This is a genomic window from Falsiporphyromonas endometrii, assembly GCF_042654485.1.
Taxonomy (GTDB): domain Bacteria; phylum Bacteroidota; class Bacteroidia; order Bacteroidales; family Porphyromonadaceae; genus Porphyromonas; species Porphyromonas endometrii.
In genome coordinates this window covers 1-16,064 of sequence record NZ_JBHSGO010000011.1, presented here as the reverse complement: position 1 = coordinate 16,064, position 16,064 = coordinate 1, and the positions used below count along the sequence as shown (strand labels likewise).

13 protein-coding genes are annotated in these 16,064 nt (G+C 37.5%); 12 read left to right on the top strand and 1 reads right to left on the bottom strand.

Going from position 1 to position 16,064, the window contains the following annotated elements; translation table 11 throughout:
* Window positions 1–251: 251 nt before the first annotated feature.
* The 11 genes from ACFO3G_RS00920 (at window position 252) to ACFO3G_RS00870 (ending at window position 12,746) form a co-directional block, all read left to right on the top strand.
* Window positions 252–1,178 carry a LysR substrate-binding domain-containing protein gene (locus tag ACFO3G_RS00920; protein ID WP_380077115.1) on the top strand — a complete coding sequence of 309 codons (927 nt, stop codon included), beginning with the start codon at window positions 252–254 and terminating at the stop codon, window positions 1,176–1,178.
* A 63-nt stretch (window positions 1,179–1,241) separates the two neighbouring features.
* Window positions 1,242–2,348 (top strand): chorismate synthase, encoded by a 1,107-nt coding sequence (aroC, locus tag ACFO3G_RS00915; protein WP_380077117.1) that lies wholly within the window; start codon window positions 1,242–1,244, stop codon window positions 2,346–2,348.
* A 5-nt stretch (window positions 2,349–2,353) separates the two neighbouring features.
* Window positions 2,354–3,034: a DUF4271 domain-containing protein gene (locus ACFO3G_RS00910; RefSeq protein WP_380077113.1), complete on the top strand. Its 681-nt coding sequence runs from the start codon at window positions 2,354–2,356 to the stop codon at window positions 3,032–3,034.
* Between the two features lie 13 nt (window positions 3,035–3,047).
* Entirely contained in the window at window positions 3,048–3,803 is a 756-nt protein-coding gene (locus ACFO3G_RS00905; protein ID WP_380077111.1) for a uroporphyrinogen-III synthase, read from the top strand.
* A 33-nt stretch (window positions 3,804–3,836) separates the two neighbouring features.
* Entirely contained in the window at window positions 3,837–4,229 is a 393-nt protein-coding gene (locus ACFO3G_RS00900) for a ribonuclease P protein component (RefSeq protein ID WP_380077109.1), read from the top strand.
* Complete coding sequence (gene yidD / locus ACFO3G_RS00895; RefSeq protein WP_380077107.1) at window positions 4,226–4,468, top strand: membrane protein insertion efficiency factor YidD; 243 nt, start codon at window positions 4,226–4,228, stop codon at window positions 4,466–4,468. Before ACFO3G_RS00900 ends, yidD begins: the two co-directional genes overlap by 4 nt.
* Entirely contained in the window at window positions 4,468–5,151 is a 684-nt protein-coding gene (locus ACFO3G_RS00890) for a TatD family hydrolase (RefSeq protein ID WP_380077105.1), read from the top strand. Before yidD ends, ACFO3G_RS00890 begins: the two co-directional genes overlap by 1 nt.
* Before the next feature lie 244 nt (window positions 5,152–5,395).
* Window positions 5,396–6,862 (top strand): alpha/beta hydrolase, encoded by a 1,467-nt coding sequence (locus tag ACFO3G_RS00885; protein WP_380077103.1) that lies wholly within the window; start codon window positions 5,396–5,398, stop codon window positions 6,860–6,862.
* Between the two features lie 674 nt (window positions 6,863–7,536).
* On the top strand, window positions 7,537–10,365 hold the full coding sequence (locus ACFO3G_RS00880) for a TonB-dependent receptor (protein WP_380077101.1): 2,829 nt from the start codon (window positions 7,537–7,539) through the stop codon (window positions 10,363–10,365).
* Between the two features lie 553 nt (window positions 10,366–10,918).
* The gene (locus tag ACFO3G_RS00875; protein WP_380077099.1) at window positions 10,919–12,112 is read left to right on the top strand and encodes a saccharopine dehydrogenase family protein; all 1,194 of its coding nucleotides are present in this window, start codon (window positions 10,919–10,921) and stop codon (window positions 12,110–12,112) included.
* A gap of 124 nt (window positions 12,113–12,236) precedes the next feature.
* The gene (locus ACFO3G_RS00870) at window positions 12,237–12,746 is read left to right on the top strand and encodes an isochorismatase family protein (protein WP_380077097.1); all 510 of its coding nucleotides are present in this window, start codon (window positions 12,237–12,239) and stop codon (window positions 12,744–12,746) included.
* A gap of 749 nt (window positions 12,747–13,495) precedes the next feature.
* On the opposite strand, the gene ACFO3G_RS00865 is transcribed toward ACFO3G_RS00870, so the two are convergent.
* Window positions 13,496–14,353, bottom strand: a complete 858-nt coding sequence (locus tag ACFO3G_RS00865; RefSeq protein ID WP_380077095.1) for a DUF6263 family protein — start codon at window positions 14,351–14,353, stop codon at window positions 13,496–13,498.
* Window positions 14,354–14,417: 64 nt separating this feature from the next.
* Here ACFO3G_RS00865 and ACFO3G_RS00860 point away from each other — a divergent pair, with 64 nt between their 5' ends.
* A complete protein-coding gene (locus ACFO3G_RS00860; RefSeq protein WP_380077093.1) occupies window positions 14,418–15,446 on the top strand; it encodes a threonine aldolase family protein in 1,029 nt (342 codons plus the stop codon).
* Window positions 15,447–16,064: the final 618 nt, after the last annotated feature.

Genomic DNA, 16,064 nt, shown 5'->3' with positions numbered 1-16,064 from the left:
CTCCCGATGAGCCTGAATTGACATAGGGGGATACCCCCATTTTAGCGCAAGATGATCAAGTGGGATGCCCCTCTTGAATACTATGCTATGTCCTTCTTCAAAGAAGAACGTTTAGGACACTATTGCTCCTTATTGGATTTTTTGACTGTTGATGACTCATTTTCCCTAAATAAATCCTATATTTACAAAATAATAGATCCTTATTAGTAGGGTATATTTAATGAGAAATTAAAATACAAAATAGAGTTTTTATGAATATACAACAGTTAGAGTATATTATAGCTCTTGACAAACATCGTCATTTTGCAAAGGCGGCAGAGGATTGTAATGTTACCCAGCCTACTTTATCAACGATGGTTAAGAAGTTTGAGTTAGAATTAGGTGTAGATTTGTTTCAACGCAATCGGAGTGCGGTAATTCCTACGGAGATTGGGGTGCTCATTATCGATCAAGCTAAGCGTGTGATTAGTGAGAGCCGCAAGATCCAGGCTATTGTTGTTGAAGAGGAAAATAGTATGAGTGGGCGTATTCGTATGGCTTTACTTCCAACTATCGCACCTTATCTAATGCCGGTCATAAGTGATATGTTGACCAAAGCCCTTCCCAAGGTTGAATTTGATTTTAGTGAATTATTGACCTCTCAGTGTCTTCAAGCGTTAAGTGACAATAGTATTGATATAGCAATTATTGCCAGCAAGAGTGAAATGGACGATCTAAAGGAGATACCCCTTTATTATGAGCAGTTCCTTGGATATGTTTCTAAGAATGAAGCTCTTTTTGAACAAACTTCCATTCGTACGAATGAGGTGGATGGGGAGCGTTTGTGGCTTTTGGATGAGGGGCATTGTTTCCGTGATCAATTGGTCAAATTTTGTAATCTAAAATCTTTCGTAAATAAGCATAATACTTATAGACATGGTTCAATGGCGACCTTTATGAGTATGGTTGAGACGGGGCAAGGGGTGACCTTTATTCCTGAGTTGGCTTATCCAAGGTTGAGTGATGCTCAAAAGGAATTGGTACGTCCATTTGCTATTCCAAGGCCCAGTCGAGAAATTAATCTTTGTTATAGAGGTGATTTTGTTCGCCAGCATATTTTGAATGCAATTGCAGAAACAATCAAAAAGGCTGTGCCCGAAGAGATGCTTCAATTGAGAAAAGGCGATCAACTGGTATAAATGACATAAGAAGCTGTTTGACAAAACTTAAAAACAGCTTCTGCCTTTTTGTGTTGTCTGATCATGAATACATTTGGCAATTTGTTTAGAGTGACTTCTTTTGGTGAAAGTCATGGTCCATTGATTGGTGGTGTGATAGATGGTTGTCCGGCAGGTGTAACGATAGATCATTCCGTTGTGGAGTCTTTTATGTCTTTGAGAAGACCAGGTAGTAGTAATCTGGTTACTCAACGATGCGAAGATGATCATGTTGAGTTTGTTTCCGGTATTATGAACGGCTTTTCAACCGGAATGCCAATAGCGTTTGTAATTCGCAACAAAGATCATCATACGGCACATTACGACAACTTGGAGAATTGTTTTAGACCCGGTCATGCGGATTATACTTATCATGCAAAATATCATGGTTTTAGAGATTGGAGAGGTGGGGGTAGGGCTTCTGCTCGCGAGACAGCTGTAAGGAGCGTTGCCGGAGCTATAGCTTCTATGTTGTTAAGACCATTGGGTGTCGAAGTTTGTGCTTTTGTTTCTCGTGTAGGAAGGATCTCTATGCCTCGTGAAACAGAGTCAAGATACTTTTCTATGGATCCTATCGAACTAAGAGATAGGACTATTTGTAGCGAAGTCAGATGTCCCGATTTTGAATGTTCTGAGCAAATGACCAGAGAAATTATATCAGCTAAAGCCGACAAGGATAGTGTGGGTGGAATGGTTTCTTGTGTTGTTAAAGGTGTGCCAATAGGATGGGGTGAACCTGTATATGACAAATTGGATGCCATGTTGGCCGGAGCTATGTTAGGAATAAATGCAGTAAAGGGTTTTGAGGTAGGGGATGGCTTCCTTCTGTCGAGTATGAAAGGCTCTGATTCGAATGATTGGATGTATCCTTTTCAAGATAAATTCCAAAGTGAAACAAATCATTGTGGTGGTATCTTAGGTGGTATCAGCAATGGTAAAGATATAATATTTAGGGTGGCCTTTAAGCCCACTCCAACAATAGCTAAACCGCAGATGACTATAGACATAAACAATCATCCAATAGCTCTCGATGCCAAAGGTCGTCATGATCCGGCAGTTGTGATCCGAGGTGTTGCTGTCGTTGAATCGATGGCTTGGATAACACTGGCAGATGCTTTTCTGATGTCTAAATCTTCATCTCCTGTTGAGTAAATAATATGGGTGAATTGTATTGGATTGGACATGTAGTCAACGATGCAACATATATGCTTGTTTTCGCTCAATTCGTTTTGTTCTCTATTATTTTATGGAGAATACCGAGTATTTTGAGCCTGACAGTACATTCAATTTTCAATGGACGAGAGGATGAATTGTATGCTTATCTACAGCGTTATATGCCATGGCCACTATTTCGATTGATAGTGCATGCACAGACGGCAATAGGTCTATCTCTTTCTGTTTGGTTGATAGCTGAGCGATATGACTTGATAAAGACAAATCATACTCCTGGTGACTTATTGATTCCTCTTGCATTGTTCGGAATAATTATAGTATTCGAATTTCTAAGAAGATTGACATATCGATTCTTCAATTGGCTCTATTCACCAGCTCATAGTTATGATGATTGGCGAAATTATGCCAGTATAGCAGAGTGGATTTGGTGTATCTTTCTTCCAGTTGTTCCCCTGCTTGCGTTATCTCCTATTTCTCCTTCTATTGCATTGATAGTGTTGATATCACTTTTTGTTGTGTTTCGTATGTCGCTTATATTCAAGTCTATAAAATTATGTCGTAGCACGGAGGCCAATCCTTTGCAGGTTTTTTTATACCTTTGCACCCACGAAATCCTACCTTACCTATATTTAATTGTAGGAGTAGGAGGATTGTTATACTTATAAGGAAGTCTTAGCTATGGCAGCAAATATAAAGAAGATTTTAGTATCGCAACCAAAACCGTCTAGAACATCGCCCTATTTTGAAGTGGCAGAAAAGTACAAAGCTGAATTAGAGTTTAGACCATTTATTAAGGTCGTAACTGTTTCTGCACGAGAGTTTAGAGATCAGAAGGTAAACATATTGGATTATTCAGCAATTATTTTTACAGCTCGAACAGCTATTGATAAGTTCTTTACCTTAGCTCAGGAGCTTAGGGTGACTTTGCCCGATACAATGAAGTATTTTTGTGTGAGTGAGTCCATTGCTGTGTATCTCCAGAAATATATCGTTTATCGTAAAAGAAAGATCTTCTTTGGTGCAACCGGTGAATTGGCAGATCTTGTGACTGTCATTAAGAAGCACAACAAAGAGAAATATTTTATTCCGGTGGCAGAAGAGCATAAAGAGGATTTAATGGAGATGCTTACGGCTGCAAAGATTAATTTCAAGAAAGCTGTAATGTATCGTACAGTCAGCAATGATTTTCAGGATGGTGAGAAATTGGATCATGATGTGATTCTCTTTTTTAGTCCGTCGGGAGTTTCTGCATTGAAGAAAAACTTTCCTTCTTTTGAGCAAGGAGATGTATTGATTGGAGCTTTCGGTCCTGCAACATGTTCAGCTGTTGAAGATGCCGGTCTTAGATTAGACATACATGCACCTTCAGAGGCAGCTTCTTCTATGCCGATGGCTTTAGATTTATTTCTTTCGACATATAAAAAGAAAAAATAAGAGGAGTAATTCTCTTTCTATTAACTCATATTTATGCCCAAGCTCTTCTCTTTTCCGAAAGAACAACATTTGTGTTTGCAGTGTCGAATAGATGCTGTTTACAATGAGGGCAAGAGCCTTGTGGCTTATCCATTGAGAGTAGCATACAAGTTGGAGGATAGTCGAGAAGATTTGCCTTCAGCTTGTATGCTTGTTTCTGTAGCAAAGCGCAGATTTAGGCGAGCCAATAAGCGTAATCGAATAAAGCGTCTTGTTAGAGAGGCTTATCGTCTCAACAAATCTATACTGATTTCATCCTTAAATTTGCATCAAAAGCGGATAGATTTGGCTTTTATGATGATAAGCGATGAAATGCCTACATATGACATAATCGAAAAAGCTGTCTTGAAAGCTTTTGGTAAGATATGTAAGGAGAATAACTTATGAAAAAAGTTCTTTCATTTATCAGAAGTGTATTTGTATACATTTTGTTAGCTCCTATCTATTTCTATCGTATGTTTATTTCACCTTTGCTTCCTCCGGCGTGTAGATTTACACCCACTTGTAGCAGATATGCAATAGAGGCTATTAAGAAGCATGGGCCTATAAAAGGGCTTTGGCTTGCCATTAAACGAATCCTTCGATGCCATCCGTGGGGTGGAAGTGGTTATGATCCTGTACCATAATGGATAGCTTGTTAGATATACATACTCATCACGACAGCGACCCTCTTTTTACATCTATTCGTTCGTATCATGCCGGAGATCTCGTGGCTATGATTGCGGGGCAACATTCGAGTTCCTTAACAGACGAATCTTTGTATGCATTTCTAAACTCTTGTTATAGTGTCGGCTTCCATCCGATGTTTACTTCGGGTATCCCGAGTCAAGGTGATTATGACATTTTTTGTAGTATTATTTCTGATTCCGGATGTTTAGCAATTGGCGAATGTGGTTTTGATAAAAGGTCTGCCTTAAATTTCTCTGAGCAACAAAAAGTAGTTATAAGACAAATCGAAATTGGTGAGATGTATGGCAAACCTATTGTCTGGCATATTGTAGGGGGATGGAATGAGATACTAAAACTTCATAAAAATATTGTACCCAAAACCCCTTGGATTGTTCATGGTTATCGCAAAGGTCGAGAATTGGCTGATCAATTGCTCTCTCGCGGTATCTATCTTAGCTTTGGAGAGCATTACAATATCGAGGCATTGAGGTTGGCTTATCAATTCGGACTTATGCTTTCTGAAACAGATGAGTCTTTTCTGTCTATACGAGAAATTCTTTTCCGGCAGTCCCGAGATCTTGAAGTGCCATTGGAAAAACTAATTGGTGATATAAGGAAGAGTTTATCATATTTAATTTGATTTCTGATATTTCCATTTGCATAAAACAGTATCTTTGTTGGGCTTTGACCATACAAAATCAACCCAAACTCTTTCTAAAAGGAGTTTGCTTTTCTAACCCCTTATAATGCTTTGGGTTTATTCATTGTGTCAAATAACTTGATTTTGTGTCTTGATTATAGTTAGAACAAAGGTTGAGATGCTTTTTACTGCGTGTCAGTATTATCATTCATCCGGATGAACTCTCTTGTAACTTTTTAGATGTATGAATATCGTATCAGTCAAAAAATATATCCTTATACCGTTTTTATTTATATCTCTTATTTCTTCTTTTTGTAAGCCTTTTACTGCTCAAGCCGATACATCGACAAGTGAGATGACGAGCAAGCGCAAGAGTTTGATCTTTAGTGGAAGACTTTATATTGGCAATCAGTCTCTTGGTATTATTGTAAAAATGCAGAGAAATAGGAAGAAAGTATGGATCGGCAAGATGGATAGCCCGGATCAGGGTGCTTATGATATTCCTCTTGATACGGTTATGATGGATAAAAGTAGATTGCATTTTGTAAGCAATGAGCTTGAAATCTCTTTCGATGGGACTTTAAAGGGACATGTGATAGAAGGAGTTTTTAAGCAATCTTCATCAAGTTTTCCTCTTAATTTGGAGATGGGAGAAGATGGTTATAAGATCAAAAGGCCTCAAACTCCTGAGCCTCCATACCCATACAAAGTTAAAGAGGTATCTATACGTCAAACATTTGGAGATTTCAATATAAGTGGTGTAGTTACAATTCCAAAGAAGAAATCTAAGGGGACAATCATTCTAATATCGGGAGTCAATCAAGAGGACCGCGATGCAACCATTGCTTATCATAAGCCTTTTGCTGTATTGGCTGATTGGCTGACCAGAAATGGATATACGGTATTGCGTTGTGATGGACGAGGAATAGGTAATACGGGTGGTGATTTTACTCATGTCACCACGTTTGATTTTGCTGAAGATGTTGATTGTGAAGTTAATTATATGAAAAAGGACTTCAAACCTAAGTCCAAACGAGTATTTCTTATTGCTCATGGAGAGGGAGCTATGGTGGCTCCGCTTGTTGCTCAGATAGGCAAGAATATTGATGGAATGATTCTACTTGCTGCTCCTTCTGTTACTGGAAGAGATGTGATGATTGCTCAAATGGCTGCAGTTAAAGAAAGTATCAAAGATGCTCCCCTTACAGAAGATAAAATAGATGCCCTTAAGGAGTTGTTCAATGTGGTTATAACTTCGAAGGATAAAGAACTTGCTAAGAATATACGCTTGTTTTGTGAAGATAATTATGAGAGACTACTCTCTCGTGAAGAGCTAAATGAAGTCGGCAAGGAAACTTTGATCAATTTGTGGGTAAATCAACTCAGTAATCCATGGATGAAATTTTACCTGGGTTATGATCCGAGCATCCCTTTAAATGTCACAAACAGCAAAGCCAAAAACAGTCTGCCGCCAACACTTGCCATCTATGGAGAGTTGGACAGGCAGATAGTCGCATCTCAAAATGCATCGGCAATGAAGTCATTGCTCAATGCTCCAAACAAAAGGTACAACGTAATCACTCTCCCCGGACTTAATCACCTTTTTCAAAAAGCTAAATCCGGATCTCCGTTGGAATATGTTCAGATAGATGAAACTATCAATCAAGAAGTCTTGAGGATAATTTTGGAGTGGCTTGATAGGCAGAGGTAGTTATTTTTATTTCTTCATCTTATTTCGTGCTTAAACGAGATTGTGAAGAGTATGTTTTGCCACTTATTTTGGCTCAATCAAATATTGATATATGAATGTCAGATTGATTGTTTTAGCTGTAATCAATCGGTAAATAAGGTTGACTTGTGCTCTTTTCTAAACTATCTTTGCACTTGCTGAGATGGTGTTTGTTGAAATAGAGTAGTCTGATCTATGATAATGTGTAATTTATGACTTTAGATGATCCCAATGTTGCTGTTTTTTCTCAAGATGTTTTTTAGGCATTCAATATGATAAACTTTTTCATACAACCATGTAATAATTGCAAATATCTTTTCTTGTTTTTTTAGCCTGTATATTGTTGAAAATAAATATATTGGCCATTTTTATGGGAACTAATTCCAATCAAATTATTTTTATGCCTCTTTTTGCTTAAACATCACCTCTTTTATTTCATCATATAGCCAATTGTATTGAGGTATTTTGTGGCTGTCAACACTTGGATATTTGATTGTCTACTTATCCGAAAACGAATTTGACTATACAATAATGGATGGGTTGCATTAGTGTAGTGTTATTCATAAAAGAATAATTATCCTGATTTATTGTATGTGCAATCAATGATTATCATTTCTGTAAATAATTATGAGACTTATAAACCGGTTAGAAAATATATGAAACACGTAAGAATTGCATTTGTATTGCTAATAGCATTTTGTGTGCTTCCATGCACCGTCAGTAGGCTAATTGCTCAAAATCTCTCGTCGTACAATGTCACTGCAACTGTTGTAGACGAAAATGGGATACCTGTCATTGGAGCAAACGCTCAACTTATACAGGGCAAAACAAAACAGGGAGCGGCAACTGATGCCAAAGGACATTTCAGAATACAAAGAGTGAAAGCTGGTACTTATAAACTTGAATTGTCTTTTATTGGTTATCTTACTTCTGTACAAGATCTAAAGGTTGAAGGTAAAAACAAAACCATCAATCTGGGAAAGATCACTCTAAAAGAAAATGTTAGACAACTGGAGGGGGTTACAGTCAAAGCTGCAGCAGCAGATATGAAGGTAAAAGGCGATACATTGGAATTTAGTGCAGCCAACTTTGGAATGCAAGAGGGGGATGTGTTGGAAGATTTGATCAAAAAAATACCGGGAGCTACCGTAAGTGAATCTGGGAAGATCACGATTAATGGTAAGGAGATTTCCAAGATTATGATTGATGGACAAGAGTTTTTCTCAGGAGATCCAAAGATGGCTGGTAAGCATCTACCTACTAATATGATTGACAAACTCCAAGTCCTTGATCGATTAAGTGATATGGCCAGGATGAGTGGATTTGATGATGGGGAAGAGGAGACCGTTATTAATATCCAAGTCAAAAAGGATATGCGTCAAGGAATTTTTGGTAATGCTTACGGAGGATTAGGACGAGGTATTAAGAACGATAATAACCGCTATGAAACCAATGCTATTGTGAATCAGTTTAAGGGTAAAAGTCAGTATACGATTGTCGGTGGAGGTAATAATACCAACAATTTGGGCTTTTCTGATCTTGGTGTAGATATGTCTCAAGGAAGATTTGCCGGAGTAGGTGGAAGAGGAAGGGGCTCAAGAGGCTCTGATGTAGCCGGAGCTATTCCGAATACTAACCCTAGAGCAGGTGTCACAAAATCATGGATTGTGGGAGCAAATGCGGCTACCAACCTCAACGATATATGGGATATGAATGGTAATGGCAGATATGGCTATTCAGATCAATATGTTGAAACGACCAATGCTATCATCAACTTTCTTCCTAATGGTGAGATGACAAGACAAGATAATCTTTCTTATGACCAGGTGTATAGTCACAACGCAGGTACAGATATGCGATTTGTGTGGACTCCGGATAAGTTAACGGAGATAATTTATAGTCCTTCTCTTCGATTTGGAAAGAAGAACAGAACTTTTTCTGAAACTTTTGAGAATATCAATCTCAAAGATGAGAGTATGATTAATAAGGGGGATTATGGAATGTATGAGACCTCTAAAAATTGGACAACGGATCATCGCATTGATTTTAGTAGGCACCTCAATACAGATGGCCGTACATTAAGTCTCTCAGCTAAGTTTGATTATAATTCGAATGATGCCGATATGATATACCATCGCAATATTAATGAAGATAGCTACTTAAGTAAGCAAGAAAGTGATTTTAGCAGACTTGGTACTCGACTATGGGCATCATGGGTAGAGCCGTTAGGAGGAAGATTCTTCATGCAGGCTTTGGTCAATACTCGGTATAGAAGACAGACCAACAATCGAAAGAATTATAGCGAAGTAGCAAAAAATGAATGGATAGAAAATGATGAAGGGGGCAAGTATACCAATGATTTCTACTCTTTTAATATGGGTGCAAATGTCAAATACCTTCTCAAGAATATGGATGTGACTCTTGGTTTTACGGTCGATCCTGCCATGCTAAAGTCTAAACGATATATAGGAGATTCGGCTGACTATGAGCATCAAGACACTACGATACATTCTGTCAATTTTGCACCCACATTTGCTTTTCGTTATAGACCTAACAAACAGACATCTTTAAGGATACAGTATAGAGGTCGTTCGCAACAGCCCAATATTGATCAGCTTATGCCACTTCCTGATAAAACAAATCCTTTGCTTGAAGTATTAGGAAATCCAAACCTTAAGCCTTCTTTCAGTCATGATGTATTTGCCAGATACCAAACCTATTTTGAGAAATATAGGTCTTCACTTCAAGCAATGGTATTTGGTAATATTACAAAAGATGCTATTGTTTCGGATGCCTTGTATGATATCAACACCGGTAAACGTACAATTAAATATAGGAATGCTTCGGGTAATGCCTTTATTCATGCCAACGCATCATTTACAATGCCGCTATTTGGCCATAACTTATCAATGAGGTTGGCTTCTGGAGGTGCGTACATGAGGATTCCCGGGTATATTAATGGGGAGAAGAATATATCTAATACGGTGAATATGTCTAATCGTTTGTCGTTTGTCTATCAAAATGATTGGTTGTATACATCCATTACCGAGACCTATGATTTGGATCATTTCCAAAATTCTACTTCAGATAGTGAGACTGCTAATATCAGACATTATAGGACAGATCATGAAATTACTTTTAATCTGCCTTGGGGTATCAGTATTGGTAGTACACTTAGTTGGAAAACAACAAATGGATATAAGCCCGGATTTGGCAACAAAGCATGGAACTGGGATATGTTTGCCTCTTATAGTTTCCTCAAAAACAAGGCAGCAACACTTAGATTTAAGGTGTACGATATATTAAATTCAGGTATTTCTAATAACAATACTTCTACTCCTCTTACTGTAACACACCAAAGAACAAACACTGTGGTTAGATATGGTATATTGCACTTCATATTCAGATTTAACAGCTTTTCCAAAGGTGCCGGCAGAGGAGATATGCGAGAAGTAGGAAATAGAAGGTGGTTTAGAGGACACTAATTATTTTGAATAATTAATTAATAAAGCCCTTTTCGAGCCATTTAACTTGAAGAGGGCTTTATTTGATTTTAAGGATAGCACATAGGTCATTTAGAAGGAGGTCGATAGTCTATGATGATGAAATAGAAAATTTGTGTTGATGTTCCTTTGCGAGAGACTTATAGTCAGCCCATAAAATGAGGCTGTTCTAAAAGGTTATAAAGTGCTTCATGGAAGGAGTTTTGTGTTTGCAAAACACCGAAGGCCCTTCCTTTTAATCATACTATAATGTTTTTTTGTTTAATAGATAATCAACTCTTTGTGTCATTCGTAGATACAACTTATCTTTGTGAATGTCAGAGGGTGTTTTGAATTTATTGAATGGAATGAAGGGGATCACAATTAGCTTCGAATTGGTTGAAGCATTTTTTTACTGTTGGTAAGATAAATGTGTTGGACAAGAGTGTTACCGTTCGCAACATTACTTCGAGACAGCTTTTTGATTATGTGAATTTGGGAAGCGGTTGTTATTTAATAACTTTATAGAGAATTATCAAATAAAATAAAGATCAGAATGGGAAAAGTCCTTATTATAGGTGCCGGAGGTGTCGGTACTGTTGTAGCGAAGAAAGTAGCAATGAATGCGAGTGAGTTTGATGAGATTATGCTTGCTAGTCGCACTAAAAGCAAATGTGATAAAATTGCTGCAGATATCAAAAATGTAAAGATTCGGACAGCTTCTGTAGATGCTGATAATGTAGACGAACTTTGCAAACTTTTCGAAAGCTTTAAGCCTGAGTTGGTGATCAATGTAGCTCTTCCATACCAAGATCTTACTATAATGGAAGCTTGTCTAAAGTGTGGTGTCAATTATCTTGATACAGCTAATTATGAGCCAAAAGATGAAGCTAAGTATCAATACAGTTGGCAATGGGCTTACCATGATCGTTTCAAAGAGGCCGGTTTGACAGCTATATTGGGCTGTGGTTTTGACCCGGGATGTACAAGTGTCTATACTGCTTATGCTGCAAAGCATCATTTCGATGAAATCCATTATTTGGATATTGTAGATTGCAATGGAGGTGATCATCATAAGGCTTTTGCTACAAACTTCAATCCGGAAATTAATATTCGAGAGATTACTCAAAGAGGTAAATACTGGGAAAATGGAGCTTGGCATGAGACAGATCCATTGTCTGTACATAAAACACTCAACTATCCTTCGGTAGGTGCCAGAGAGTCTTACTTGATGTATCATGAAGAATTGGAAAGTTTGGTAAAGCATTACCCAACCATCAAGAGAGCAAGATTCTGGATGACATTTGGTCAAGAGTACTTGACTCACCTAAGAGTATTGCAAAATGTTGGAATGACTCGTATTGACCCTGTTGTATATAATGGAATGGAGATTATTCCAATCCAGTTCCTAAAGGCTGTGTTACCTGATCCGGGAGAGCTTGGAGAAAACTATACCGGAGAAACATCTATTGGATGTCGTATAAGAGGTGTTAAGGATGGTAAGGAGAAAACTTACTATATCTGGAACAATTGCAGTCATGAAGCTGCTTATAAGGAGACCGGTGCTCAAGGTGTAAGCTATACCACAGGTGTGCCGGCAACAACGGGAGCCCTGATGTTTATGCGAGGATTGTGGAAAAAACCGGGTGTTTATAATGTTGAACAATTTGATCCCGATCCTTTTATGCAGGAGGTGGCAAAGCAAGGATTGCCATGGAATGAAGCTCACGATATTGATATTGAACTATAATAAACTCTTTCTCTATTGTTTGAAATAGAATGAATGAGGTTTACAAGTTGTTTTTGAGTTGTGTGACAGCGTTCATACAACTTAAAGACAACTTTTTTAACAACCATTAGATTCCTTCCTTATTATGTCAAAAGTAATTCTTATCGTTGATCCACAAATTGATTTTATCTCCGGAAGTCTACCCGTCCCTAATGCCTCTGAAGCAATGGATTGGCTTTCTGAATATATAGGTCAGCATTATAATGAGTATGATCATCTTGTTGTTACATTGGATCAACATCCTTTGAAACATTGTAGCTTTCAAGAGAATGGCGGCTTTTGGCCTGTACATTGTCTTAAGTATAGCAATGGAGCTGCTATTTATCCTCTTTTGATGGATCGAATAAAAGCAGTATCTAAACATATCCCTGTAACATTTTTGGAGAAGGCTACACAAGAAGATAAGGATGAATATAGTTCTTTTGAAAAGGATGTGCCACAAATTCTTTTGGATGCTGATCATATTGATGTTGCCGGTTTGGCAGGTGATGTTTGTGTCAGGCAGTCAGTGGAAGATCTTAAGAAGCATGGGCTGGGAGATAAAATTCACAAATTGGAAAAAGGAATAGCTTATATAATGATTCCCGAGAAATAGTGAATAGACCTTAGCAGGTTGTTCTGTTATTGTCAGATGCCGAGAGGTGAGAACTTTGATTCTTACTTTTCGGCTTTTTTATGACTTTAATGCTCCATATTTGTCCATATACTACCATCTGTTTTGTCCTCTTAGCTTGTTCATGTGCTTAGTTTTTGTCGGACAGCTGTCCTTTCAGCAGATAAGGAGACGGGAAACTCTGCTTGATATTAAAAACGCTTTCTCACACAAGGCTTCTAATATTGTAGAAGTTAATCTAAATCTCAAATTGAGACCCTTTTATCAGTCAAGACAGCCGGCTTTAGTCTTTGAAAGTGGGGCATACTATTCAAAAAAACTCAACCGTATAAATAAAGCAATTGAAATACTCTAAAATGCTCTTTTCAACTTTTATCGGACATTAAATACATCAAAATATAAATATGGTAACGCTCATTGCCAATCTACTCTTGACGATTATGATGAAAAGACTTACCCGCTCTTGGAGCTTTTCCGGATAGGTAACCATGGTGCGAATAGCCTTGATATACTACATAGAATTCTATGGTTTGTTCAACCATACCGAAAAAGATTGAGAAATACTCCTAATAACTCGTACAGATGCTCCTGCAATACCCTCACCCTCGCTTTTTGATCAGAGGAGCTTATTTTGTAAAAATTACAAACTCTTCACACTGCTCAATCCATAAAAAAGGAGAGCCTGTAAAGAGGCCCTCCTTAAATAAGAATTAAAACTTACTGTTTTCTAATTATTTTGTCTTGTACAAACTTGATCCACCACCAGTGAGTACAAAAGAAGCTCCTTGTGCATTACCTTTTGCCTCTTCCTTAGAAGTAACAGACTCAATTAGACCTGTACTGCGATTAACAACAATCTCCTCTGAAGCAGTTCCCATAAGAGGTACACCTTGTAGGTCCTCTTTTATCTTCTTATTAACAAGCACCACAAATTTGTCTTGAGTTGCCTCTTTGAGCGTATAGGTAAGATTAGCTTCTGTCTTTTTGGTATATGTCTTACCATCACAAACGACTTCGCAATTTTTAGATTCTGAAGGCGTCCAGGATTCTCCTACTGCAATCTGCGTAGTCGGATAAAATTGAGCATCAAGACTAACCATCTTTTCAACAAAAATCTTAGCACTTAGAGAACTTCCCAATACCTTTTTTACCGCCTTATAGTATTCTGTCACATCGGGAGCTTTCACAATATCACCGGCCGGAGTAATTACATATTTGATTGGATGCTTTACAAGAGCTTTGAGCATCTTATTATTGTCATTTTCCTGATCTTCAGAAGAGATAATCATAACACCCTGACCCATTGATGAAGCATCTTGTGTCATCTTCATGCTCATAATAGATGAAGTCACTTCTATATTGCCATCGGCCAAAGGTTTATACGAAATCATTCGATTGCTTTGCTCTATAGATATCATCTTCATTTCCTGCCCCATGGCATTGATAGATATCACATTTGACTTGGACGACTCTTCCGTCTGTGTCACCTTAGACTTTAGACCAAGTTTAAGATCGAATTTTTCTTGAGCGCCCACGGTTAAACACGAGGCAAATAAAAATAATCCGATAATAGATTTGTTTAATTTCATAGTTACAATTTGATTAGTTAATGTATTATCTTTGGTAAAAGTAGTAAAAAAACAAATACAGAATATGATGGCAAGATATTCTTTCAAAAATGATTATTCCGAGGGATGTCATCCAAATATATTGGAGGCACTCGCTCGTTCAAACTTTCAACAAGAAGCCGGATATGGGCTCGACAGCCATAGTACAAAGGCAAAGGAAATGATTAGATCCCTCATCAAAAATCAAGAGGCAAAAATCCATTTCATTGCGGGAGGGACACTAAGCAACCTGCTCGTTATTTCTTCACTGCTCAGAAGCTATCAGAGTGTCATATCTTGCGAATGTGGGCATATCCTACAAAACGAAACAGCAGCCATTGAAGCGACAGGACATAAAATACACAGCATCAAAAGCGACAACGGGAAGCTGACTGTACAAGCTATTGACTCACTGATTAATGAGATTGGAAATAACTTTCCACATTCAGAAAAACCGGGACTTATATACATATCCAACCCAACAGAAGTGGGAACAATATATTACAAAGATGAATTGAAAAAGCTATCTGATTATTGCAGGGAGAATGACTTATACCTCTATATGGATGGAGCAAGACTTGGTCATGCCCTCACAGCTGAAGGCAATGACATCAATATCGAAGATATAGCTCGGTTGACAGATGTATTCTATATTGGTGGAACTAAAAATGGGGCTCTACTTGGAGAAGCTATTGTAATAAATACAGAGAAGGTCAATGAAGAATTTGAATATTCAATCAAACAAAGAGGTGCATTAATGGCCAAAGGTAGAATCTTGGGCATACAATTTGAAGAGCTCCTAAAAGACAATCTGTATTTTAAGTTGGCAAAGCACGCCAACAATCTGTCAATGCAACTCAAAAATGCTTTGTTGAAAAAAGGATATCCTCTCCTCTCAGACACTGTAACCAACCAAATATTTCCAATCATGGACAATCAGAAGATAGAGGAGCTACTTAAAAAGTTTGATTTTTATATCTGGCAAAAAATAGATAAAAAAAGATCAGCTATCAGACTTATAACTTCTTGGGCCACAGAAGAGGATAAGGTAAACGATCTCATACAGGAGCTGTAAAAGACTTAAGTTTCAAATAATATTGGATAATAAAAGATAGCTACAACAAAATTTTCTTTACCAGTTATAATTGCATTCGTTTTATTCTCTCACAAAAGTCATGACATACATTTTACGTCTTTACAAAAAAACAAAACCAGTTCTCATTACAACTTCAACATTAGACATATAAAGTCTGTTGAAAATACTAAGGATATAGCACGAAATATTCTTAAAACATATTTATAGGCTGATTTAGTGACTTTGCAAAAAGAAAAACGCAAAACTACGATATTAAGGCCGGATTTGCCGTTGAAGGAAATGTTATAACAANCCGTTGAAGGAAATGTTATAACAACTTTAATTCATAATTAGCGCTATCCGACGAAAAAGAATAGAACATCAACAATCTTGAGTTTCATAATAATTATGAGATGATCTTCTACAATACCTTGCAAAGAGAGAATAATTCAGAGTTTTCTAAGTATAGAGAGGGTTCTGCAAAAATAAGTTGGTAGTATCCCAAAAAGTGTGTAAAGGAGGTTTATCTTTGAGTCAAAATTAATCATTTCAATTCATTGTTTTGTTCATCCGTCAGGCGGGCATGAAAAACACCGGGGGGATTGGCGTCCGCCCGGG